This window comes from Mycobacterium sp. DL592, from assembly GCF_011694515.1.
Classification (GTDB): Bacteria; Actinomycetota; Actinomycetes; order Mycobacteriales; family Mycobacteriaceae; genus Mycobacterium.
This window is the reverse complement of sequence record NZ_CP050192.1, coordinates 3,314,452-3,335,541: the sequence shown is the minus strand read 5'-3', so window position 1 is coordinate 3,335,541 and position 21,090 is coordinate 3,314,452. Positions and strand designations below refer to the sequence as shown.

Annotated in this window: 20 protein-coding genes; 13 read left to right on the top strand and 7 right to left on the bottom strand. The window is 69.4% G+C overall.

Annotation, left to right across the window (positions count from 1 at the left end; genetic code table 11):
* Positions 1–28 precede the first annotated feature (28 nt).
* Complete coding sequence (locus tag HBE64_RS15980) at positions 29–706, top strand: esterase (protein ID WP_167104064.1); 678 nt, start codon at positions 29–31, stop codon at positions 704–706.
* Positions 707–709: 3 nt separating this feature from the next.
* Here the strand turns inward: HBE64_RS15980 and HBE64_RS15975 are convergent, their stop codons facing one another.
* Positions 710–1,996, bottom strand: a complete 1,287-nt coding sequence (locus HBE64_RS15975) for a PQQ-binding-like beta-propeller repeat protein (protein ID WP_167104061.1) — start codon at positions 1,994–1,996, stop codon at positions 710–712.
* 88 nt (positions 1,997–2,084) lie between these two features.
* On the opposite strand from HBE64_RS15975, the gene HBE64_RS15970 reads away from it, so the two are divergent.
* Positions 2,085–2,822 (top strand): acyltransferase, encoded by a 738-nt coding sequence (locus tag HBE64_RS15970; protein ID WP_167104058.1) that lies wholly within the window; start codon positions 2,085–2,087, stop codon positions 2,820–2,822.
* Positions 2,823–2,866: 44 nt separating this feature from the next.
* Here the strand turns inward: HBE64_RS15970 and HBE64_RS15965 are convergent, their stop codons facing one another.
* The 3 genes from HBE64_RS15965 to HBE64_RS15955 form a co-directional block, all read right to left on the bottom strand.
* A complete protein-coding gene (locus HBE64_RS15965; protein ID WP_167104055.1) occupies positions 2,867–4,105 on the bottom strand; it encodes a glycosyltransferase family 4 protein in 1,239 nt (412 codons plus the stop codon).
* A gap of 91 nt (positions 4,106–4,196) precedes the next feature.
* Positions 4,197–5,765 (bottom strand): glycoside hydrolase family 57 protein, encoded by a 1,569-nt coding sequence (locus tag HBE64_RS15960; RefSeq protein WP_167104052.1) that lies wholly within the window; start codon positions 5,763–5,765, stop codon positions 4,197–4,199.
* Positions 5,762–6,538, bottom strand: coding sequence for a bifunctional 2-polyprenyl-6-hydroxyphenol methylase/3-demethylubiquinol 3-O-methyltransferase UbiG (locus HBE64_RS15955; protein ID WP_167104049.1), 777 nt, complete (start codon positions 6,536–6,538; stop codon positions 5,762–5,764). The genes HBE64_RS15960 and HBE64_RS15955 overlap by 4 nt, the downstream gene beginning before the upstream one ends.
* Before the next feature lie 206 nt (positions 6,539–6,744).
* Between HBE64_RS15955 and HBE64_RS15950 the strand changes: the two genes are divergently transcribed.
* From HBE64_RS15950 to mnmA, 6 genes are all read left to right on the top strand, one after another.
* Positions 6,745–7,545 (top strand): electron transfer flavoprotein subunit beta/FixA family protein, encoded by an 801-nt coding sequence (locus tag HBE64_RS15950; protein WP_167104046.1) that lies wholly within the window; start codon positions 6,745–6,747, stop codon positions 7,543–7,545.
* 36 nt (positions 7,546–7,581) lie between these two features.
* Positions 7,582–8,538 (top strand): electron transfer flavoprotein subunit alpha/FixB family protein, encoded by a 957-nt coding sequence (locus tag HBE64_RS15945; protein WP_167104043.1) that lies wholly within the window; start codon positions 7,582–7,584, stop codon positions 8,536–8,538.
* Between the two features lie 129 nt (positions 8,539–8,667).
* Positions 8,668–9,504 carry a GNAT family N-acetyltransferase gene (locus tag HBE64_RS15940; protein ID WP_167104040.1) on the top strand — a complete coding sequence of 279 codons (837 nt, stop codon included), beginning with the start codon at positions 8,668–8,670 and terminating at the stop codon, positions 9,502–9,504.
* On the top strand, positions 9,504–10,340 hold the full coding sequence (locus HBE64_RS15935; protein WP_167104037.1) for a 1-acyl-sn-glycerol-3-phosphate acyltransferase: 837 nt from the start codon (positions 9,504–9,506) through the stop codon (positions 10,338–10,340). Before HBE64_RS15940 ends, HBE64_RS15935 begins: the two co-directional genes overlap by 1 nt.
* Before the next feature lie 71 nt (positions 10,341–10,411).
* Complete coding sequence (locus HBE64_RS15930; protein WP_167104034.1) at positions 10,412–11,614, top strand: cysteine desulfurase family protein; 1,203 nt, start codon at positions 10,412–10,414, stop codon at positions 11,612–11,614.
* Positions 11,611–12,693: a tRNA 2-thiouridine(34) synthase MnmA gene (gene mnmA / locus HBE64_RS15925; RefSeq protein WP_167104031.1), complete on the top strand. Its 1,083-nt coding sequence runs from the start codon at positions 11,611–11,613 to the stop codon at positions 12,691–12,693. Before HBE64_RS15930 ends, mnmA begins: the two co-directional genes overlap by 4 nt.
* Here the strand turns inward: mnmA and HBE64_RS15920 are convergent.
* Positions 12,671–13,309 carry a sensor domain-containing protein gene (locus tag HBE64_RS15920; RefSeq protein ID WP_243841339.1) on the bottom strand — a complete coding sequence of 213 codons (639 nt, stop codon included), beginning with the start codon at positions 13,307–13,309 and terminating at the stop codon, positions 12,671–12,673. The two genes, mnmA and HBE64_RS15920, sit on opposite strands and share 23 nt — an antisense overlap.
* A gap of 60 nt (positions 13,310–13,369) precedes the next feature.
* Between HBE64_RS15920 and HBE64_RS15915 the strand changes: the two genes are divergently transcribed.
* Together HBE64_RS15915 and HBE64_RS15910 are read left to right on the top strand one after the other, a co-directional pair.
* Positions 13,370–14,380 (top strand): methionine synthase, encoded by a 1,011-nt coding sequence (locus HBE64_RS15915; RefSeq protein WP_167104028.1) that lies wholly within the window; start codon positions 13,370–13,372, stop codon positions 14,378–14,380.
* A 45-nt stretch (positions 14,381–14,425) separates the two neighbouring features.
* Positions 14,426–15,934 carry an alpha/beta hydrolase gene (locus tag HBE64_RS15910; protein ID WP_167104025.1) on the top strand — a complete coding sequence of 503 codons (1,509 nt, stop codon included), beginning with the start codon at positions 14,426–14,428 and terminating at the stop codon, positions 15,932–15,934.
* 1 nt (position 15,935) lies between these two features.
* On the opposite strand, the gene HBE64_RS15905 is transcribed toward HBE64_RS15910, so the two are convergent.
* A complete protein-coding gene (locus HBE64_RS15905; RefSeq protein WP_167104021.1) occupies positions 15,936–16,331 on the bottom strand; it encodes an MmcQ/YjbR family DNA-binding protein in 396 nt (131 codons plus the stop codon).
* A gap of 81 nt (positions 16,332–16,412) precedes the next feature.
* On the opposite strand from HBE64_RS15905, the gene ligA reads away from it, so the two are divergent.
* A complete protein-coding gene (gene ligA / locus HBE64_RS15900; protein WP_167109283.1) occupies positions 16,413–18,479 on the top strand; it encodes an NAD-dependent DNA ligase LigA in 2,067 nt (688 codons plus the stop codon).
* 11 nt (positions 18,480–18,490) lie between these two features.
* On the opposite strand, the gene HBE64_RS15895 is transcribed toward ligA, so the two are convergent.
* Positions 18,491–19,150, bottom strand: a complete 660-nt coding sequence (locus HBE64_RS15895; protein WP_167104018.1) for an amino acid-binding protein — start codon at positions 19,148–19,150, stop codon at positions 18,491–18,493.
* Positions 19,151–19,266: 116 nt separating this feature from the next.
* On the opposite strand from HBE64_RS15895, the gene gatC reads away from it, so the two are divergent.
* Positions 19,267–19,602, top strand: coding sequence for an Asp-tRNA(Asn)/Glu-tRNA(Gln) amidotransferase subunit GatC (gene gatC, locus HBE64_RS15890; RefSeq protein ID WP_167104015.1), 336 nt, complete (start codon positions 19,267–19,269; stop codon positions 19,600–19,602).
* Positions 19,602–21,086, top strand: coding sequence for an Asp-tRNA(Asn)/Glu-tRNA(Gln) amidotransferase subunit GatA (gatA, locus tag HBE64_RS15885; RefSeq protein ID WP_167104012.1), 1,485 nt, complete (start codon positions 19,602–19,604; stop codon positions 21,084–21,086). The genes gatC and gatA overlap by 1 nt, the downstream gene beginning before the upstream one ends.
* The last annotated feature ends 4 nt before the right edge of the window (positions 21,087–21,090 follow it).

Here is a 21,090-nt window from a genome sequence, read left to right as displayed (position 1 = left end):
CGTACTTCAGCGCGAGGATTGTCGACGCATGCGCATACCGAATCTGGCCGCACTGCTGGCCGCCGGTGTACTCCTGGGCTCACCCACCATCGCGCAAGCTGGTGCCCAGACCGACTGCGCGGCATTCGGGGGAACTGTCGATGCGGGCAACATCTGCCATGTCACCGCCACCGCGCCCACCTACACGATGGATGTCCAGTTCCCGACCGACTACCCCGACGAACAGTCCGTCGTCGACTATCTGGCCCAGAACCGCGACGGCTTCGTCAACGTCGCCCAGCCCGGCTCGCGGAACCTGCCCTACGAGATGGACGTCACCTCACAGACATTCACCTCGGCCCAGACCCGCAGCGTGGTCCTCAAGCTGTTCCAGGACGTCGGTGGCGCGCACCCGACCACCTGGTACAAGGCCTTCACCTACAACGTCGGCCGGGGCAAGCCGGTCACCTTCGACACCCTGTTCGCCCCGGGCACCAAGCCGCTGGCCGCGATCTTCCCAATCGTGCAGCGTGAACTGGAACGCCAGAGCGGACTCACCGGTGTCATCTCCACCGGCGACGGGATGGACCCGTCGCACTACCAGAACTTCGCGATCACCGACGACGCCGTGATCTTCTACTTCGGCCAGGGTGAGCTGCTGCCGTCCGACGCCGGCGCCACATCGGCGTCGGTGCCGCGCAGTTCGCTTCCGCCGCTTGCGCTCTGAGGCTCAGGCGGGTTCGAAGCTGTATACCTGGCCCGCGTTGGTGGCCACCACCACCCGACGGTCGTGGCCCACCGAGACGCCGACCGGGTAGCCGTCGGCCTGCGGCAGCGGGTAGTCCTTCAGCGTGCGGCCGTCGGTGAGGTCGAAAGCCAGCAGTGACAGGCCCGCCGCTCCGTTTGCCACCACGGTGTAGGCCACCTTGGCACCGGCCTGACTGGAGGTGGTCAGCGGCGAGACGTCCCCGCGGCGCCACTGCACCTCGGCGTGGTCCCCGGCGTCCTTGAGTGCGACGAGTTGGGTGTCGGGCCCGCCGCCGGCGACGATCACACCGCCGGGTCCGATCGAGGGCGGCGTCTGTGGCTGGAAGCCAAGGCTCACAGACCATTTCGCCTTACCGTCCGCGGTATTCAGCGCCCAGAGCTCGCGGTTGCGGCCGGTGACGTAGACGGTCTTGCCGTCCCCGGAGAGCACCGGAGCGGCGATCACACCGGCGGCTACCGCATCGCTGGTCCACTCCTTGGTGATCAGCGGGGTCTGGCCTGGGTGGTACTGCAGGCCGACCAGAACCGACGCCTTGGCACCGGGCTGCCACAGACCGAGCACGATCGTCTCGGTCGCGGCGGAGAAGGCCGGCGGCGCGGACACCGGGCACTGCGGCAGCCCCTGCGGGCAGTCGGTCAGGCCTCTCGTGGAATCGGTGGGGTCCAGGCCCCCGACGAGGTCCATCGGGGTTCCGGTGACCACCCCGCGGTGGCTGTCGAAGACCAGAACCTGGCCGAGGTGGGTGACGACGAGAAGTTGACCACCACCGAGAAACCTTGTGGTGGTTGGCATTCCGATGACATTCTGGCGCCACCGAACCCACTGGGTCGGCGGGTAGGACAGCATCAGACCGGGCTGGCCGATGTAGAGGTTGTCGAACTGGTCGAACAGGGGGCTGGCGAACCCGCCGCCGAGCACCATCCGCGTGCACCAGCGCTGGCGGCCGTTGTTGTCGATCTCCCACACCATCAGCGAGCAGCCCCCTGCGGTCTGCCCGTTGACCGCGAGGTAGGAGCCCGAGCCCAGCGCGGCGCCGGCGTCGAGCTCACCCTTGACCGAGCGGCTCCACGCCAGCTTCAGGTCCGGGGTGCCCGCGGTGGCGGTGTAGCTGGTGTTGGCGGCGTCGGCGTACTGGGCGGGCCAGCCCTGCGCCGAGGTGGGGTCCACCCACGAATCGGTGGTGCCGCACCCTGCGGAGGCGCCCACCAGCAGCGTCGCCGACGCGAACGCGAGCAATCGCCGCAGCACTCGAGTCACCCTTCCATCACGCCATCGCGTCCCTGGGACAGTACAGGCGAGGGTAACGCGAACGGGGCAGGCGTTAGGCTCTCAGGCCATGACGACGATGTGGGGCGCGCCGATCCACAAGCGCTGGATGGGTTCGCGGCTGCGTGACCCGCGCCAGGCGAAGTTCCTCACCCGGGATTCGCTGAAGTGGGTGATCGCCAACCGTGCCTACACCCCCTGGTATCTGGTGCGGTACTGGCGGCTGCTGAAGTTCAAGCTGCAGAACCCGCACATCATCACCCGCGGCATGGTGTTTCTCGGCAAGAACGTCGAGATCCACGCCACCCCCGAGCTGGCTCAGCTCGAGATCGGCCGCTGGGTCCACATCGGCGACAAGAACACCATCCGGGCGCACGAGGGTTCGCTGCGGTTCGGCGACAAGGTGGTGCTCGGCCGCGACAACGTCATCAACTGCTACCTCGACATCGAGCTCGGCGACTCGGCGTTGATGGCCGACTGGTGCTACGTCTGCGACTTCGACCACAAGATGGACAACATCGAGATGCCGATCAAGGACCAGGGCATCGTCAAGAGCCCGGTCCGCATCGGCCCGGACACCTGGATCGCCACCAAGGTGACGGTGCTGCGCGGCACCACCGTCGGCCGCGGCTGCGTGTTGGGGGCCCACGCCGTGGTCAAGGGCGACATCCCGGACTTCTCGATCGCCGTCGGTTCCCCGGCCAAGGTCGTCAAGAACCGCAAACTGTCCTGGGAGACCTCGGCGGCACAGCGCGCCGAGCTGGCAGCCGCGCTGGCCGATATCGAACGCAAGAAGGCCGCCCACTAGCTCGGCGGTACTGCCCGCACTGGGGGTGGCGGTGCTCTAGTCGCTCAGTCCGAGCGGCCCGGCAGGGCATGCTCGACGATCGGCCGGCGCGGCTGCGGAATGCGTTCGCGGCGCTTGGCCGCCAGGTAGACCTGGGCGGTCTCGGCGGCGACGGTGTGCCAGTCGAAATCCGCGGTTAGCCGCCGCCGGGCGGCCACCGCGCGGCGCTGGGCGCCCGCCGGGTCGTCGAGCACGGTGCGCACCGCGGCAGCCAGTGCGGCGACGTCGCGCGGCGGGCACGACATGCCGGTCTGCCCGCTGATCACCGCCTCGCCGAGGCCGCCGACGTTCGAGGTCACCAACGGGATGCCGGCCGCTGCCGCTTCCAAGGCGACGATGCCGAACGGCTCGTAGTGGCTGGGCAGCACGGCGACGTCGGCGCGGTGCAGCAGGTGCAGCAGCTCGTCGTGGTCGACGCGGCCGACGAACTCAACGGCCTTGAGCACCTTGTGCTTCCGTGCCACCTCGATGAGCCATTGGTGCTGGGTGCCGTCACCGGCCACGGTCAACGTGGTACCGGGATGGGTCCGGCGGATCCGCGGCAGGGCGGCGATGGCCTCGTGGACGCCTTTCTCGTACTCCAGGCGACCGAAGAACAACAGCTCCGCCGGGCCGTCGTGGCGCCGACGGCGGGCGAACGGCCAACGGCTGGAATCGATTCCGTTGCAGATGACACTGATCTCGCCGAGGCCGGGGCCGAACAGGTCGGAGATCTCGTCAGACATCGAGGCCGAGCAGGCGATCAGCGAGTCGGACTCGCGGACGAACCACGACTCGATGGCATGCACCTGCCGGCTGATCTTGCCCGACACCCAACCCGAGTGTCGGCCGGCCTCGGTGGCATGAACGGTGGAAACCATTGGCACGTCGAAGAATTCGGCCAGCGCGATCGCCGGGTGGGCGACCAGCCAGTCGTGGGCGTGCACCACGTCGGGTTGCCAGCCCTTGGCGTGCAGGGTCAGCCCGGCGCGCACCAGGGAATGGCCCATCGCCAGCGTCCACGCCATCAGGTCGCGACCGAACTCGAACTCGTGCGGGTCCTGCGCGGCGGCGATCACCCTGACCCCGTCGTGCACCTCGTCGGTGGTGGGGTGCGTGTACGGGTCGGTGCCCGTCGGCCGTCGCGACAGCACCACCACCTCATGGCCGTCGGCGGCCAGCGCGGTCGCCAGGTGGTGGACGTGGCGGCCGAGCCCGCCGATGACCACCGGCGGGTACTCCCACGACACCATCAGGATTTTCATCGGGGCTCCACCCGGCGCGAGTGTGCGCGAATTGACCGCTCCAGCGGCGTGTCGGCGTACCGACACGCACGCTCGCGAGAAGGCGTGCGGCTCATCGGGGCAGCCGCCGGGCGTCCAGGGCGCCGAACAGTCCGTCGGCCCGGTTCCAACCCTGCGCCAGCCGTTCGGCGGCGTCACGGCGGCCACCGGCCAGGGCGGCGGCGATCTCGCGGGTGGCGTGCGCGTGCAGATGGGCGCGGTAGCGCGCGTAGTCGGCAGCCGAATCCTTGCTGACCATAAACGGCCAGTCGCTGGAGACCGTCAGCAGGGTTTCCCGCAGGATCTGGTCGGCGACGACGTCGCGGGCCGGTGCGGTGTCGGTCTGCGCCAGCGCCTTGTCGACGCATGTCAGCGCGGTGTCGACCACCTCGGCGTTGAGCGCCACCAGGTCGGCCACCTTCTCGCCGGCCCACACCTGCCAGTCTTTGCCGGAACCCCATGAGCTGGGCGGCAAGTCGACGGGTGTGCCGACGAACCCGTTGGCCAGCGCGTCGTTGAGCGTGCCGACGCGCACCCCGGCTTCGGGCAGTGCGCGCAGCAGCCGCTCCAGCCAGGCCGGGCCCTCGTACCACCAGTGCCCGAACAGTTCGGTGTCGAAGGCGGCCACGACGTGTGCCGGCCGGCCGATGCGCTCGGATTCGGAGATCAGCCGCTGACGTACCAGTGCGACGAAGTCGGCGACGTGGGCGTCGATGGCCCGGTCCGCACGCTCCGGGTCGTACGGTGCCTTCGCTTCGGAGGTGACGTTGCGGCCGGTGACCCGGGCGGGCTTGAGCCCGGTGATGTGGTCGTAGGTGTGGAAGTCGCGGTAGGCGGCATGCCCGGGATAGCCGGACTTCGGTGACCACACCCGGTAGCTGACCTGCAGGTCGCGGCCGAAGGCCACCACGTCGGACTCGCCGACGGGCCGGCCCAGGGCGGTGTCGCCGTGTAGCGAGGGCCCGTCGACCATGAAGTGGCCGACGCCGGCGGCGGCATAGTCGTATTCCATGCCGGGGGCGTAGGCGCACTCCGGAGCCCAGATACCTGCCGGGGTGTGGGCGAAGCGCTGGTGGGCGTCGGCCAGGCCTTCGCGCAGCGCGAACTCCCGCAGCCGCGGGTTGAGCAGTGGCTGGAACGGGTGGGCCAGCGGCCCGCCGAGCAGCTCCACGGTGCCGGCGTCGATGAGTTCACGCAGCAACGGGCTGGCGCCATGGCGCCAGAGCGTGGTGAAGTCCTCCAGCGCGCGAGTGGCTTCGTCATACTCGCGAATCCCGAACTGGCGCAACGCTTCCGGTGTCGTCGCCGTGCCGTCGGCGGCACCGGTCGGGGTGTGCAGGTGAGCCGCCTCCAGCGCGCGCAGCTGCCAGTTGGCCAGCCAGTGGTGCATGCCGTCGAGGCAGTACGGGTCGTCGAGTTGGGCGGTCACCACCGGGGTCATGCCCAGGGTGATCAGTCCGCGTCGGCCCTCGGCGGCCAGCGTGCGCAGCACCCGCATCAGCGGCAGGTAGGCCGCCGACCACGATTGGTAGAGCCACTCCTCGCCGACCGGCCACCGCCCGTGGTGGGCCAGCCACGGCAGATGGGTGTGCAGGACGAGGGTGAACTGGCCGGGAATGGGCTCCGGATCGTGCGGGCTCACGGGCGCACCGCGATCGCCACCAGGTCCAGACTGTCGTCGATGTCACGTTGTCCGGCATCCAGGAGCTCGAAGTCCTCGCATTGCACGGCGGTGACGTCTGCCAGCAGGTCGTCGGTCCAGGGGGCGTCGGCCAGGGCGCGGTCGATCTGGGCGCCGATGATCGAGCCGCCGTGGCGGGCATCCATCTCCACCAGTCGCGGCCCATGAAAAACGCCGCTCATCGACTGCATCCCGAATCCGCCGTCCGTGAGCAGTTCGGCCAGCTCTGCGGCGTTGAGTTCGCGGGTGTGGAACGGGTTGACCGGGGTGTCGAGGCCGGGGGAGAAGGTGATCCGGTTCGGGGTTGACATCAGCAGCAGGCCGCCGGGACGCAGCACTCGTAAGCATTCCGTCACGAACTGTGGCTGATCCCACAAATGCTCTATGACCTGGTAATTCACCACAACGTCAACTGAAGCGTCCGGCAGCGGCAGGGACGCCAGGTTGGCCGCGAGGACCTCGACGCGAGGGTAGCGCGCCCGGACGTGGGCCACCGCCGCGGCGTCGTAGTCCACCGCGATGACGCGACGGGCCACGTCGGCGATCAGATCGGCGCCGTAGCCCTCCCCGCAACCGGCCTCAAGCACGTCACGACCTGCACAAAGTCCGCTCAGACGCCGGTAGACCACCTCGTGTCGGCGGAACCAGTAATTTTCTTCCGCCAGACCCGGGATGGTCCGCTCGCCGGTCAACGGCAAGCCGCTGCCGCCCGGGTCCGTCTCAGATGCGCTCATTGCAAGGCAGGCTAACCCGAACTCGGCGGATCGCGAACCGGTCGGGTACCGATGGGCTGCAAGAACACAAACTTCGCTCAGCTATGGTGTTCGTGCGAACCACTCAAAGTTACCGGTGAGTAACATGGTGTGAGTTGCGGAAGTGACCCAATGTCTTGCGTCCACTCTCGGCGCAGGACGCCTGCCAGGAGGACGTAGGAAGACTCATGACGAACATCGTGGTCCTGATCAAACAGGTCCCAGACACGTGGTCCGAGCGCAAGCTGTCCGACGGTGACTTCACGCTTGATCGCGAGGCCGCCGACGCTGTGCTGGACGAGATCAACGAGCGCGCCGTCGAAGAGGCGCTGCTGATCAAGGAGAAGGAAGCCGCCGACGGCGTGGAGAGCACGGTGACCGTGCTGACCGCCGGGCCGGAGCGCGCCACCGAGGCGATCCGCAAGGCGCTGTCGATGGGCGCCGACAAGGCCGTGCATCTGCTCGACCCGGGCCTGCACGGCTCGGACATGGTGCAGACCGGCTGGGCCCTGGCCCGTGCGCTGGGCGCCATCGAAGGCACTGAGCTGGTCATCGCCGGTAACGAGGCCACCGACGGCACCGGCGGTGCGGTCCCGGCCATCATCGCCGAGTACCTCGGCCTGCCCCAGCTGACGCACCTGCGCAAGGTGGCCGTCGAGGGTGGCAAGATCACCGGTGAGCGTGAGACCGACGACGGTGTGTTCACCGTCGAGGCATCGCTGCCCGCCGTGATCAGCGTCAACGAGAAGATCAACGAGCCGCGCTTCCCGTCCTTCAAGGGCATCATGGCCGCCAAGAAGAAGGAAGTGACGACCCTGACGCTGGCCGAGATCGGCGTCGAGGCCGACGAGGTCGGCCTGGCCAACGCCGGTTCGAAGGTCCTGTCGTCCACCCCGAAGCCCCCGAAGTCCGCGGGCGAGAAGATCACCGACGAGGGCGAGGGCGGCAAGAAGATCGCCGAGTACCTGGTCGCTCAAAAGATCATCTAGAACCGACCACCCCAGAGAACAAGAGGCGAACCCGCAATGGCTGAAGTACTGGTGCTCGTCGAGCACTCCGAAGGTGCGGTGAAGAAAGTCACCGCCGAGCTCATCACCGCCGCCCGCGCGCTGGGCGAGCCGTCGGCTGTCGTGGTCGGTGCCCCCGGCACCGCCGCACCGCTGGTCGACGACCTGAAGGCCGCCGGCGCGGCCAAGACCTACGTCGCCGAGTCGGCTGACGTGGAGAGCTACCTGATCACCCCCTACGTCGACGTGCTCGAGGCGCTGGTCGAGTCGGCCTCCCCGGCCGGTGTGCTGCTGGCCGCCAACGCCGACGGCAAGGAGATCGCAGGCCGGCTGGCCGCCCGCATCGGTTCGGGTGTGCTGTCCGACGTCGTCGAGGTCAAGGAGGGTGGCACGGCCATCCACTCGATCTTCGGTGGTGCCTTCACTGTCGAGGCGCAGGTCAGCGCCGAGGTCCCGGTGATCACCGTGCGTCCGGGTGCGGTCGAGGCTGCCCCCGCCGCCGGCGCCGGTGAGCAGGTCACCGTCGAGGTGCCTGCACCGGCCGAGAATGCCACCAAGATCACCTCGCGTCAGCCGGCCGTGGCCGGTGACCGTCCTGAGCTCACCGAGGCCAGCGTGGTGGTTTCCGGTGGCCGTGGCGTCGGCAGTGCCGACAAGTTCACCGTCGTCGAGGAGCTCGCCGACTCGCTGGGCGGTGCCGTCGGCGCCTCCCGCGCCGCCGTCGACTCCGGCTACTACCCGGGCCAGTTCCAGGTGGGCCAGACCGGCAAGACCGTGTCGCCCCAGCTGTACATCGCCCTGGGCATCTCCGGAGCGATCCAGCACCGCGCCGGAATGCAGACGTCGAAGACGATCGTCGCGGTCAACAAGGACGAAGAGGCACCGATCTTCGAGATCGCCGACTACGGCATCGTGGGTGACCTGTTCAACGTGACGCCGCAGCTCACCGAGGCCGTCAAGGCCCGTAAAGGCTGAGTCCGCTTCACCAAAAGACCCCGGGCACCTGGGTGCCCGGGGTCTTTTGCGTCTATTCGTCACGCAGAGTGCACGAACACGTCACGCGTACGTTGGCATCCCGCCCAACGCAACGGCGACCGTGCAGACATGAGCACTGCATCTGTACTCATAGCCCCTGACCACGCCGAGACCGCCGCCCTGAGCGGCCCCCGCTACACGCTGCTGCTGACCACCGCCCCCGCCCTCGTCGAGGAGGCGCAGCGCCTGCGCCACCACGTGTTCAGCACCGAACCGGGTTTTGCCCTGCCGGCCGGTGGGGACGGTCTCGATATCGATCGCTTCGACGAGTTCTGCGACCACCTGCTGGTCCGTGAGGACACCACTGGCGAGATCGTCGGGTGCTACCGGATGATGCCCCCGCCCGGCGCGATCGCCGCCGGAAGTCTCTACACCGCAACAGAATTCGATGTCTCCGCTCTCGACGTGCTACGGCCGTCGCTGGTGGAGATGGGCCGCGCGGTGGTGCGCGAAGACCACCGTAACGGGGCCGTGGTCCTGCTGATGTGGGCCGGCATCCTGGCCTACCTCGACCGCTGCGGCTACGACTACGTCACCGGGTGCGTGTCGGTGCCCACCCACTCAGAAGATCCGGCGGGTGCACCTCCTGGTTCCCTCCTGCGCGGGGTGCGCGACTTCGTGCTGCGCCGCCACGCCGCGGGCCCGGAGTTCACCGTGCGCCCCTACCGGCCGGTGATCCTCGACGGGCTGACCCTCGACGACATCGAGCCACCGGCCCGGCCCACCATCCCACCGCTGATGCGCGGCTACCTGCGGCTGGGCGCCAAAGTGTGTGGCGAACCGGCCCACGACCCAGAATTCGGTGTCGGGGACTTCCCGGCCCTGCTGGACAAACGCCAGGCCGACACCCGCTACCTGACCCGGCTGCGGTCGGTGTCAGCGGCCACCGAGATGGGGCTCGCCTGATGGACGTCATCGAGCACGCCTGGCTGCCCAAGGCCAGCTGCGACGACAGCTGTGTGCGCGCGGGCACCGGCCATCAGGGCCACCCGATGCTGGCCACAGTTCGGATGATCCGGCGGATCACGGTGGCGCTGCTGATGCTGCCCCTGCTGCCGATGCTGGCGCTTCCGCTGCCCGGCCGCTCGCGGGTGCAGCGCCTGTACTGCCGGATGCTGCTCCGCAGCCTCGGCGTGCGGATCACGTTGTCCGGCGGCCCGATTCGCAACCTGCGCGGCGTCCTCGTGGTCAGCGGTCACGTCTCATGGGTGGACATCTTCGTCATCGGCTCGGTACTGCCGGGGGCGTTCGTGGCCCGCGCCGACCTGGTCGACTGGCCTGCCGTCGGGCTCGCGGCGCGGATCATGAAGGTCATCCCGATCGACCGGGCCAGCCTGCGGCGACTCCCACAGGTGGTGGCGACCGTGGCGGAACGGCTGCGTCGCGGCCAGACCGTCGTCGCCTTCCCCGAGGGCACCACCTGGTGCGGGCTGGCCTACGGGCCCTTCCACCCGGCGATGTTCCAGGCCGCCGTCGACTCCGGGAGGCCTGTGCAGCCCCTGCGGCTGACATATCACCACCGCGACGGGCAGCCTTCGACCGTGCCGGCGTTCATCGGTGACGACACCATCTGGCAGTCACTGAACCGCATCGCCCGCGCCGGCCTCACCGTGGTCGACGTGGAGGTGACCTCGCTGGAACTGCCGGGTACCGACCGCCGGGAACTGGCGGCGCGCTGCGAGGTGGCCGTGCGGGGACGCACCACGCCCGGTTTCCAGCACAGTCACGCCCTGGCCGGATAGCGCACCCCCGGCCGGGGGTCAGGTTCGGCGGGGACGAGTGGGTGCTGGCCTGCCGGTATCCTGGACAAGCCATGAGCCCGACGGGTCCGGTCTACCTCGACCACGCCGCCACCACCCCGATGCATCCCGCTGCCATCGAGGCGATGACCGCTGCGCTGGCGACCGTGGGCAACGCGTCCTCGCTGCACACCGCCGGACGCGACGCCCGCCGCCGCATGGAGGAGTCGCGGGAGACCATCGCGGCACTGCTCGGTGCCCGCCCCTCGGAGATCATCTTCACCGCGGGTGGCACCGAAAGCGACAACCTCGCGGTCAAGGGCATCTACTGGGCCCGGCGCGACGCCGACCCCAACCGCAGGCGCATCGTCACCACCTCCGTCGAGCACCATGCGGTGCTCGACGCCGTCATCTGGCTGGCCGAGCATGAGGGCGCCGAGGTGACCTACCTGCCCACCGAACCCGACGGTTCGGTGACGCCGGCCGCCCTGCGTGAAGCGCTCGACGAACACGACGACGTCGCCCTGGTCACGGTGATGTGGGCCAACAACGAGGTCGGCACCATCATGCCGATCAGCGAACTGGCCGCCGTCGCCGCCGAATTCGACGTGCCCATGCACAGCGACGCCGTTCAGGCGGTCGGTCAGATCCCGGTCGGCTTCGCCGGCTCCGGGTTGTCGGCGATGAGTATCACCGCGCACAAGTTCGGCGGACCCACCGGGGTCGGCGCGCTGTTCCTGCGCCGCGACGTCGCCGCGGTGCCGCTGCTGCACGGTGGCGGCCAAGAACGCGACGTCCGTTCCGGCACACCAGATGTCGCCGGTGTGGTCGCGATGGCGGTCGCCGCCGGCATCGCCGTCGAATCCCTCGACACCACCGCCGCCCGACTGCGGACACTGCGCGAGCGTCTCATCGACGGCGTGTTGCAGTCCATCCCCGACACCGCCGTCAACGGCGCGCTGGGGGAGCGGCGGCTGCCCGGCAACACCCACTTCACCTTCCGCGGCTGTGAGGGCGATTCACTGCTGATGTTGTTGGACGCCAACGGGATCGAATGCTCCACCGGTTCGGCGTGCACAGCGGGCGTCGCGCAGCCGTCCCACGTCCTGGTGGCGATGGGCGCCGACCCGGTGGTCTCTCGCGGCTCCCTGCGATTGTCGTTGGGGCATACCACCACCGAGGCCGATGTCGACGCCGCGCTGCGGGTCCTGCCCGCTGCCGTCGAGCGGGCCCGGCAGGCCGCCCTGGCCAGTTCGTCATTGAGTGGTCTGCGATGAGGGTGCTGGCCGCGATGAGCGGCGGTGTGGATTCCTCGGTGGCTGCCGCGCGGATGGTCGATGCCGGCCATGACGTCGTGGGCGTGCACCTGGCGTTGTCGCGTTCGCCGGGCACATTGCGCACCGGGTCGCGCGGCTGCTGCTCGCGGGAGGACGCCGGCGATGCCCGCCGAGTGGCCGATGTCCTCGGAATCCCGTTCTACGTCTGGGATTTCGCCGACCAGTTCGCCGAGGACGTGATCGAGGACTTCGTGGAGTCCTACGCGCGCGGTGAGACACCCAACCCGTGTGTGCGCTGCAACGAGAAGATCAAGTTCTCCGCGCTGGCGGTCAGGGCGCTGGCGCTGGGATTCGACGCGGTGGCCACCGGCCACTACGCGCGGCTGGCCGACGGCAGGCTGCGCCGCGCGGTCGACGCCGACAAGGACCAGTCCTACGTGCTCGGCGTGCTGACAGCCAACCAGCTGCGCCATGCGCTGTTCCCGATCGGGGACACCCCCAAGCCGCAGATCCGCGAGGAAGCCGCCCGCCGCGGTCTGCCGGTGGCCAGCAAGCCTGACAGCCACGACATCTGCTTCATCCCGTCGGGAGATACCCAGGCCTTCCTCGGTGCCCGGATCGGCGTGCGGCGCGGCACCGTGGTGGACGCCGCGGGCACCGTCCTGGCCGAACACGACGGCGTGCACAGCTTCACCATCGGACAGCGCAAAGGTCTCGGAATCGCGGGCCCGGGGCCCGACGGCATGCCCCGCTACGTCACCGAGATCGACGCCGCCACGCAGACCGTGCGGGTGGGCGGCGCCGAGGACCTCGAGACGTGGTCGCTGGCCGGCAAGGAACCGGTGTTCACCTCCGGGGTGGCACCACAGGGCCCGGTCGAAGGCGAGGTCCAGGTGCGGGCCCACGGCGGCATCGTCCCGGCCGTGGCCGAACTGGTCGGCGACACGCTCCAGGTCACGCTGCGTTCGCCACTGCGCGGCGTGGCCGCCGGCCAGACCCTGGTGCTCTACCGGCCCGACCCGGCCGGTGACGAGGTCATCGGCAGCGCCACCATCGTCAACCGCCAGGAATCCTGCTGAGGATGTTCGCCATCACGATGTCGGACACCGACTCGGGAAACGCGCAGAACGTCACCTCCACCAGGACCGAACCCTTCGCCCGGTAGTCGCGTCCGCACGCACCGGGCCGGGTCCGCAACGACTGCGCATCTGCGGTGACCGCCCCGACGAGCAGCGCCCCGTCGGAGCTGTCGGCGCACCGCGACACCGTCTGCGACAGCGCCTCGAATGCCCGCTGGGCGCCGGCGACGTCACGATATGCGGCTGCCCCCTGTGAGATGAGCGCCGCGCGGGGCGGATCCTGGAAGCTCGTCTTGTGGAAGTCCGCGATATCCGGGCCGAATGTCGCGGTCTCAGCGAAGACGAACCGGCACTCCGGCGGAACCGAACTGGCTAGCGCGTCGATATCCACCGGGACCGTGCCGTCCATCGTGGGGATGATGGTCAGATCGGGACCGCCGCCGGTGATCGACTGCATCTGAGCCTGGCTCAGCAGCACCGCGTCGACGTTGACCACCCCCGGCGGCTGATAGGGCGGCTCGCTCAGCGCCCGCATCGGCGCGCCCGGCGTCCACTGGGCGCAGCCCGTGACGGCCAGCGCCGCCACGCAGCACCACAGCCCGGCCCGCACCGTCACGACCTCCACCGTAGGCCCCCGGTGGAGCCCGGGCGGTGGGCTGTCCAATACGGTTGCCGGATGAGCGTTTTCGCGGCGGCCACCGGCGTCGGTTCCTGGCCCGGTTCGACACCGCGGGAGGCCGCCGAGATCGTGGTCGGCGAGTTGCACCGGCTGCCACACCTCGTCGAACTGCCCGCCCGCGGCGTGGGCGCCGACATGATCGGGCGCGCCGGTGCGCTGCTCATCGACATCGCCCTCGACACCGTCCCGCGTGGATACCGCATCACCGCGCGGCCCGGTGCGGTGATGCGCCGCGCAGCCAGCCTGCTCGACGAGGACATCGACGCCCTCGAAGAGGCCTGGGAGAAGGCGGGCAGCGCGGTGGCCGGACGCACCGTCAAGGTGCAGGCGCCCGGACCGATCACCCTGGCCGCCGGGCTGGAGCTGCCCAACGGCCATCGGGCGATCACCGACCCCGGTGCCCTTCGGGACCTGGCCGCCTCACTGGGTGAGGGGGTGGCGGTGCACCGCGCCGAGTTGGCCAGGCGGTTGGGCACCACGGTGGTGGTGCAATACGACGAGCCGGTGCTGCCTGCGGCGCTGGCCGGCCGGCTGGCCGGGGTGAGTCGGCTCAATCCCGTGCACCCGGTCGACGAGGCCGTCGCCGTCAGCCTGATCGACACGTGCGTCGCCGCCGCGGGCACCGAGGTCATGCTGCACTGCTGCGCAACCGAGATTCCCTGGAAGGTATTGCAGCGCAGCACCATTCACGCTGTGTCACTCGACGTCGCGACCTTCGGTGATGCCGATCTCGATGGTCTGGGCGAGTTCCTGGACTCCGGGCGCGCCGTCGTGCTGGGACTGCTGCCGACCACCGCACCCCAGCGCCGCCCGTCGGCCGAGGAGGTGGCGGCCGGCGCCGTCGCCATCACCGACCGAATCGGCTTTCCCCGCCCCGTGGTTCGGGACCGGGTCGGCATCAGTCCGGCGTGCGGACTGGCCGGGGCCACCGACCAATGGGCGCGCATCGCGGTCGAACTGTCGCAGCGGGCCGCCGACGCGTTGGCCGAGGATCCCGACGCCATCTGATCGAGTTCCGTGCCGGCGCGCGCCGGACGTGTTACAAGGTAGGGCGTGTCAGCTTCGTCGGGGGTGAGGCGGTGGGCCGCGGCTGCGGCTCTCACCGCGGTGGTCCTCGGGGCATGCTCGGCTCCGGTGCGCCAGCCCCAGGCGGCGCCGGCGATCGCGCTGGCTCCGTGGGGTCCGTGCATCATGACCGAATCGATGCCCGATTCGAACGGGTCCTCTCCGGGCGTTGAATGTTCCACCCTCACAGTGCCGTTCGACTACGGCCGGCCGAACGGACCGAGCTTCACCGTCCCGGTGATCCGGATCCCGTCGAAAGCCGCCAAACCCCGGTTGCTAGTGACCAACCCGGGCGGTCCCGGCATCAGCGGCGTCAACGACCTGCGGACCAATCGTGAGTACTTCGAGAAGTTCACCGACACCTACACGGTGGTCTCCTTCGACCCGCGCGGCGTCGGCGGATCCAAACCGGCGCTGCAATGCCTCGACGACACGCAGCGCCAGGCCATCTTCGACCAGCCCAGCGCTCCGGTGGCCCAAGCCGGCGTCGCCCGGGCCAAGGACCTCGCCGCCGGAATCGGCAGCGCCTGCCGGGCTCAGTTCGGCGACGCCCTCGCGCACGTGGGCACCGCCGACGTCGCCCGCGACATGGACGAGATCCGAAAAGCGATGGGCTTCGACCAGATCAACTATCTCGGCTACTCATACGGAACATTCCTCGGCGCCCTCTATGCCGACATGTTCCCCGGCAAGACCGACCGCATCGTGCTGGATTCGGTGCTGGACCCGATGCTGGACTACCAAGAGGTCCGCCACGGCCAGGCCCAGGGTATGCAGCGCAGCATCGCCGCGTTCGTCGACGACTGCCTGCGCCGCCCGGGCTGCCCGCTGACCGGCCCGAGTGGTCAAGCGCTACAACAGATTTCCGGTCTCATCGGCAACCTCGACCAGCAACCCTATGTCGGCGCCGACGGACGCAAGTTGTCCGGGGCCCGGATGCTGGCACTGGTGGAATCCTCGCAGTACTTCCCGGTTTCGGGGTGGCCCAGCCTGCGCAAGGTACTGCAGCAGGCACTGGCCGGGCAGTGGCCCGGGGTGCTCGAGGCCGCCTACTCGAAGGACCTGATGGTCAATCCGGCCGACTCGGAGTACCTGTCGGTGATGTGCGTCGACTTCGCGACCCACCGCAATCCCGACAAACCAGAGCGGCTGGCGCAGGTGTGGGCGATGGAAAGCCCGATCAGCGGCGCCAACCGGGCATGGTCGCTGCAACCGTGCGAGATGTGGCCGGTGCCGTCGGTGCGCGGACCCGGTCCGGTGCAGGCCACGGGCGCAGGGCCGGTGCTGATTCTCAGCACCACCGGCGACCCCGCCACCCCGCTGGCGTGGGCTCAGTCGCTGCAGGGCCAGATCAAGTCCTCGACCCTGGTGGTCGCTCCAGCACAGGGCCACATCGCCTCCGCGCAGAACACCTGCGCAGAGGATGCTCTGATGAGGTTCTTCATGCAGGGCACGCTCCCGCCGGGCCCGGTGTTCACCTGCCCGCCGAATCCGTAGCTCAGCCGTCGAGCAGCCGGACCAGCCGCGGCGGGGCCTGCAGCCGGAACGAGGCGTCGATGAGTTCGCCCACCTCGGCCCAGTCGACCGTGGCTGCGTCGAAGTCCAGGCCCAGCCAGCCGAATGGGCCCAGGTAAGCCGGAAGGAAGAAGCGGGGATCCTGCGACAGCGCCGGGCGTTCGCTGTCGTCGACCTTGACGAGCACGGCGTGGGCATAGCGGATCATCGGCCCGCTGGGGTTCTTGCGGCTGCCGCCGTAGACCGCGAACATCTTGGGCGCGCAGAACGTGGGCCGGCCGTGCGAGATCTTCTCGACCGCCTCGGGAAACGCCAGCGCGATGGCACGGACCCGGGCCAGAGCCGGATCGTCGTCGTCGAACATCACGGGATGGGGCATGGCTCTCAAGATTGCCACGTCGGTGCCCTCCGATAACCTGCGAGGGTGAGCCCACAGACGTCCGATCCCGAGGTCGACCCGATCGATCCGGATGTGCGCCGGCGCTGGCAGGAACTCGCCGACGAGGTGCGTGAGCATCAGTTCCGGTACTACATCAAGGACGCGCCGATCGTCTCCGACGCCGACTTCGACAAGCTCTTCAACGAACTCCTCGCTCTCGAGGAGCGCTATCCCGAGCTACGCGTGGCGGACTCGCCGACCCAGCTGGTCGGCGGCGCCGGGTTTGCGACCGACTTCACCGAGGCCGCCCACCTGGAACGGATGCTGTCGCTGGAGGACGTGTTCAACACCGAGGAGCTGGTGGCGTGGTCCAACCGGGTGGAGGCCGAGATCGGCCCCGACCCGCAATACCTGTGCGAGCTCAAGGTCGACGGCGTTGCGCTGGGCCTGGTGTATCGCGACGGCAAGCTCGAGCGGGCGGCCACCCGCGGTGACGGCCGGGTCGGCGAGGACGTCACCAACAACGCGCGCACCATCGACGACATCCCCGAAACCCTCACTCCCTCACCGGACTACCCGATACCCGCCGTTCTCGAGGTGCGCGGCGAGGTGTTCTTCATGGTGGCCGACTTCGAGAACCTCAACGCCAACCTGGTCGCCGAAGGCAAGGATCCGTTCGCCAATCCGCGCAACAGTGCGGCCGGCTCACTGCGGCAGAAGAATCCGGCTGTCACCGCCAAACGCAAGCTGCGGATGATCTGCCACGGACTGGGCTACACCGAAGGCTTCACCCCGGCGACGCTGCACGACACCTACTTCGCCCTGAAGGCGTGGGGCCTGCCGGTTTCCGACCACACCACGCGGGTGGCGGGGCTGGCCGCCGTCGAGGAACGAATCACCTACTGGGGCGAGCGGCGCCACGAGATCGAGCACGAAATCGACGGCGTCGTGGTCAAAGTCGACGATTTCGCGTTGCAGCGCCGCCTCGGCGCCACCTCGCGCACCCCGCGGTGGGCGGTGGCCTACAAGTACCCACCCGAGGAGGCCCAGACCAAGCTGATCGACATCCAGGTCAACGTCGGCCGCACCGGCCGGGTCACCCCGTTCGCGGTCATGACCCCGGTCAAGATCGCCGGTTCGACGGTCGGGATGGCCACCCTGCACAACGGCTCCGAGGTCAAGCGCAAGGGCGTGCTGATCGGCGACACCGTGATGATCCGCAAGGCCGGTGACGTGATTCCCGAGGTGCTGGGTCCGGTCGTCGATCTGCGCGACGGCAGCGAGCGCGAGTTCGTCATGCCGACCCATTGCCCGGAATGCGGAACTGTGCTGGCCCCCGCCAAGGAGGCCGACGTCGACATCCGTTGCCCCAACGCGCGATCGTGCCCGGCTCAGTTGCGCGAGCGGGTGTTTCACCTCGCCGGTCGCGGCGGGTTGGACATCGAGGGCCTCGGTTACGAGGCGGCCGCCGCACTGCTGGACGCTCACGTAATCGGCGACGAGGGCGACCTGTTCACCCTGACCGCCGAGGACCTGCTGACCGCGGAATTCTTCCGCACCAAGAACGGGGCCCTGTCGGCCAACGGCGCCCGGCTGCTGGCCAACCTGGACCAGGCCAAGAAACGCCCGCTGTGGCGGATCCTGGTGGCGTTGTCGATCCGGCACGTCGGACCGACGGCGGCACGCGCACTGGCCACTGCGTTCGGCAGCATCGATGCGATCATGGCCGCCGACGAGGCGCAGCTGGCCGACGTCGAAGGTGTCGGGCCCACCATCGCCGCCGCGCTCACGGAGTGGTTCGACGTCGACTGGCACCGGGCGATCGTCGACAAGTGGCAGGCCGCCGGGGTCCGGATGGCTGACGAACGCGATGCATCCGTCCCCCCGACCCTGCAGGGGCTGTCGATCGTGGTCACCGGGTCACTCGCCGGGTTCTCCCGCGACGAGGCCAAAGAGGCGATCATCACCCGCGGCGGCAAGGCGGTCGGCTCGGTATCGAAGAAGACGTCGTTCGTGGTGGCCGGGGACGCCCCGGGCTCGAAGTACGACAAGGCCGTCGAACTCGGCGTGCCGATCCTCGACGAGGACGGCTTCCGGGCACTGCTCGAATACGGGCCCGAGAACGTCGAAACCCCGGCCCCGGAGTAGCTCGGAGTAGCTCAGCGCACGATCGTGGCCACGATGCCGGCCAGATAGCCGAGCCGGGCCACCTCCGAGGGCCGGAACACCGGGCCGCCGGCGCGGCCGAGCACCACCGCGATGTGCGGGTCGCCCAACGGGGCGGCGGCCAGCGTGGTGTCCATGTCGCGCCACACCTGCGGCACCCAGTCGGCGGTCCCGTCGAGGGCTTCGGCGTGGGTCAGCGGCAGCCAGGGCGCGCTCGTCGCCTGAGTCTCGGGAGAACCGGGGCTGCCCACCACTCGGTCGAGTCCGGACTCGGTGAGCCGGATCACGGTGCACCAGCCCACCCGCAGGACTCGTGGGGCTTCGTTGGCCAGTACCTGCAACTTGGCGTCGCGGCCGTCGGCGGCGGCGATGTGATCGATGAGTTCCAGTTCACGGTGGGCCTCGAGCAGGCCGGTGTGCGGGCGGATGGTGTCCACCCGAACACCTTCGAGGCGCTCGGCGGCCGTGATAACCATGTCGGGCATCGTCCCCGGCGGCAGTTCGACCACCAGGTCGTCGATGGCGTATCCGGTCACACGCTCGACGACGTCCAACGACAGGATGTCCGCGCCGACCGAGCCCAGGGCAACCGCGAGCGACCCGAGGCTACCGGGGCGGTCCTCGAGTTGAACCCGCAGTAGATAGGAAGGCACGCGCACACTGTTTCACAGTCGTCCGGTTGCGGCACTCCGGCTTTCTGCCGCCGCCGGGGTCGTTGGCAACACCTGCGGTCTCGGTGTGGGGGCGGCGCCATCTAGGCTTGTGCACCGTGTCCCAGATCTCCCGCGACGAGGTAGCCCGGCTGGCCAAGCTGGCCCGGCTGGCCCTGACCGACCATGAAGTCGACAATTTCGCCGGCCAGCTCGACGCGATCCTGGGGTACGTGAGCCAGATCCAGGCCGTCGACGTCACCGACGTTTCACCGACCGGAAATCCGTTTGGGCGGCGGGCAGGAGCGCAGCGACCCGGGGATACGCGAGTGGTCAACGTGACCCGCGCCGATGTCGTCGACACCTGCCTGACCCAGTCCGAGGCGCTGGCCGAGGCGCCGGCCGCGATCGAGGGCCGCTTCGCGGTCCCGCAGATCCTGGGGGAGGCGGAGTAATGAGCGACGTGATCCGGCTCGACGCCGCCACCCTGGGTGCCAAGATCGCGGCCAAGGAGCTGTCCTCGGTGGAGGTGACCCAGGCCTGCCTGGACCAGATTGCCGCCACCGACGAGCGCTACCACGCGTTCCTGCACGTCGCGGCCGACGAGGCGCTGGCCACGGCCGCCCGCATCGACGCGGCGGTCGACGCCGGTGAGACGCTGCCGTCGCCGCTGGCCGGGGTGCCGCTGGCGCTCAAGGACGTCTTCACCACCACCGACATGCCCACCACCTGCGGGTCGAAGATCCTCGAAGGCTGGGTGTCGCCGTACGACGCGACCGTCACCGCCCGGGTCCGCGCCGCCGGGATCCCGATCCTGGGCAAGACCAACATGGACGAGTTCGCGATGGGCAGCTCCACCGAGAACTCCGCCTACGGCCCGACCCGCAACCCGTGGGACGTCGAGCGCGTCCCCGGCGGCTCCGGTGGCGGCAGTGCCGCCGCGCTCGCGGCGTATCAGGCCCCGCTGGCGCTGGGCTCCGATACCGGCGGGTCGATCCGCCAGCCCGCCGCGCTGACCGCGACCGTCGGCGTCAAGCCCACCTACGGCACGGTGTCCCGCTACGGGCTGGTGGCCTGCGCGTCGTCGCTGGACCAGGGCGGACCGTGTGCCCGCACCGTGCTGGACACCGCGCTGCTGCACGCGGTGATCGCCGGTCACGACCCACGCGACTCCACCTCGGTGGACGCCGAGATCCCCGACGTCGTCGGCGCGGCCCGAGCTGGTGCGGCCGGCGACCTCAAGGGCGTGCGGATCGGCGTGGTCAAGCAGCTACGCAGCGGTGAGGGGTATCAGCCGGGCGTGCTGGCCTCGTTCAACGCCGCCGTCGAGCAGCTGGCCGCCCTCGGTGCTGAGATCACCGAAGTGGACTGCCCGCACCTGGACTACTCGCTGTCGGCGTACTACCTGATCCTGCCGTCGGAGGTCTCGAGCAACCTGGCCCGCTTCGATGCGATGCGCTACGGCCTGCGGGTCGGCGACGACGGCACCCACAGCGCCGAAGAGGTGATGGCGCTCACGCGTGCCGCCGGTTTCGGCCCAGAAGTCAAGCGCCGCATCATGATCGGCACCTACGCGTTGTCGGCGGGCTATTACGACGCCTACTACAACCAGGCTCAGAAGGTCCGCACGCTGATCGCCAATGACCTGGACAACGCCTACCAGAAGGTGGACGTCCTGGTGTCCCCGGCGACCCCGACCACGGCGTTCCGGCTCGGGGAGAAGGTCGACGATCCGCTCGCGATGTACCTGTTCGACCTGTGCACCCTGCCGCTGAACCTGGCCGGGCACTGCGGAATGTCGGTGCCCTCAGGTCTGTCGCCTGAGGACAACCTGCCGGTCGGACTGCAGATCATGGCCCCCGCACTGGCCGATGACCGGCTCTACCGGGTGGGCGCGGCCTACGAGGCGGCGCGCGGAACTCTGCCGTCGGCACTGTAGATGC

What these genes read in the sequence shown, in the direction of transcription:
- HBE64_RS15980 (WP_167104064.1), top strand. Translation starts at nt 29, where the DNA reads ATGCGCATACCGAATCTGGCCGCACTGCTGGCCGCCGGTGTACTCCTG.
- HBE64_RS15970 (WP_167104058.1), top strand. Translation starts at nt 2,085, where the DNA reads ATGACGACGATGTGGGGCGCGCCGATCCACAAGCGCTGGATGGGTTCG.
- HBE64_RS15965 (WP_167104055.1), bottom strand. Translation starts at nt 4,105, where the DNA reads ATGAAAATCCTGATGGTGTCGTGGGAGTACCCGCCGGTGGTCATCGGC.
- HBE64_RS15955 (WP_167104049.1), bottom strand. Translation starts at nt 6,538, where the DNA reads ATGAGCGCATCTGAGACGGACCCGGGCGGCAGCGGCTTGCCGTTGACC.
- HBE64_RS15950 (WP_167104046.1), top strand. Translation starts at nt 6,745, where the DNA reads ATGACGAACATCGTGGTCCTGATCAAACAGGTCCCAGACACGTGGTCC.
- HBE64_RS15945 (WP_167104043.1), top strand. Translation starts at nt 7,582, where the DNA reads ATGGCTGAAGTACTGGTGCTCGTCGAGCACTCCGAAGGTGCGGTGAAG.
- HBE64_RS15940 (WP_167104040.1), top strand. Translation starts at nt 8,668, where the DNA reads ATGAGCACTGCATCTGTACTCATAGCCCCTGACCACGCCGAGACCGCC.
- HBE64_RS15935 (WP_167104037.1), top strand. Translation starts at nt 9,504, where the DNA reads ATGGACGTCATCGAGCACGCCTGGCTGCCCAAGGCCAGCTGCGACGAC.
- HBE64_RS15930 (WP_167104034.1), top strand. Translation starts at nt 10,412, where the DNA reads ATGAGCCCGACGGGTCCGGTCTACCTCGACCACGCCGCCACCACCCCG.
- mnmA (WP_167104031.1), top strand. Translation starts at nt 11,611, where the DNA reads ATGAGGGTGCTGGCCGCGATGAGCGGCGGTGTGGATTCCTCGGTGGCT.
- HBE64_RS15915 (WP_167104028.1), top strand. Translation starts at nt 13,370, where the DNA reads ATGAGCGTTTTCGCGGCGGCCACCGGCGTCGGTTCCTGGCCCGGTTCG.
- HBE64_RS15905 (WP_167104021.1), bottom strand. Translation starts at nt 16,331, where the DNA reads ATGCCCCATCCCGTGATGTTCGACGACGACGATCCGGCTCTGGCCCGG.
- gatA (WP_167104012.1), top strand. Translation starts at nt 19,602, where the DNA reads ATGAGCGACGTGATCCGGCTCGACGCCGCCACCCTGGGTGCCAAGATC.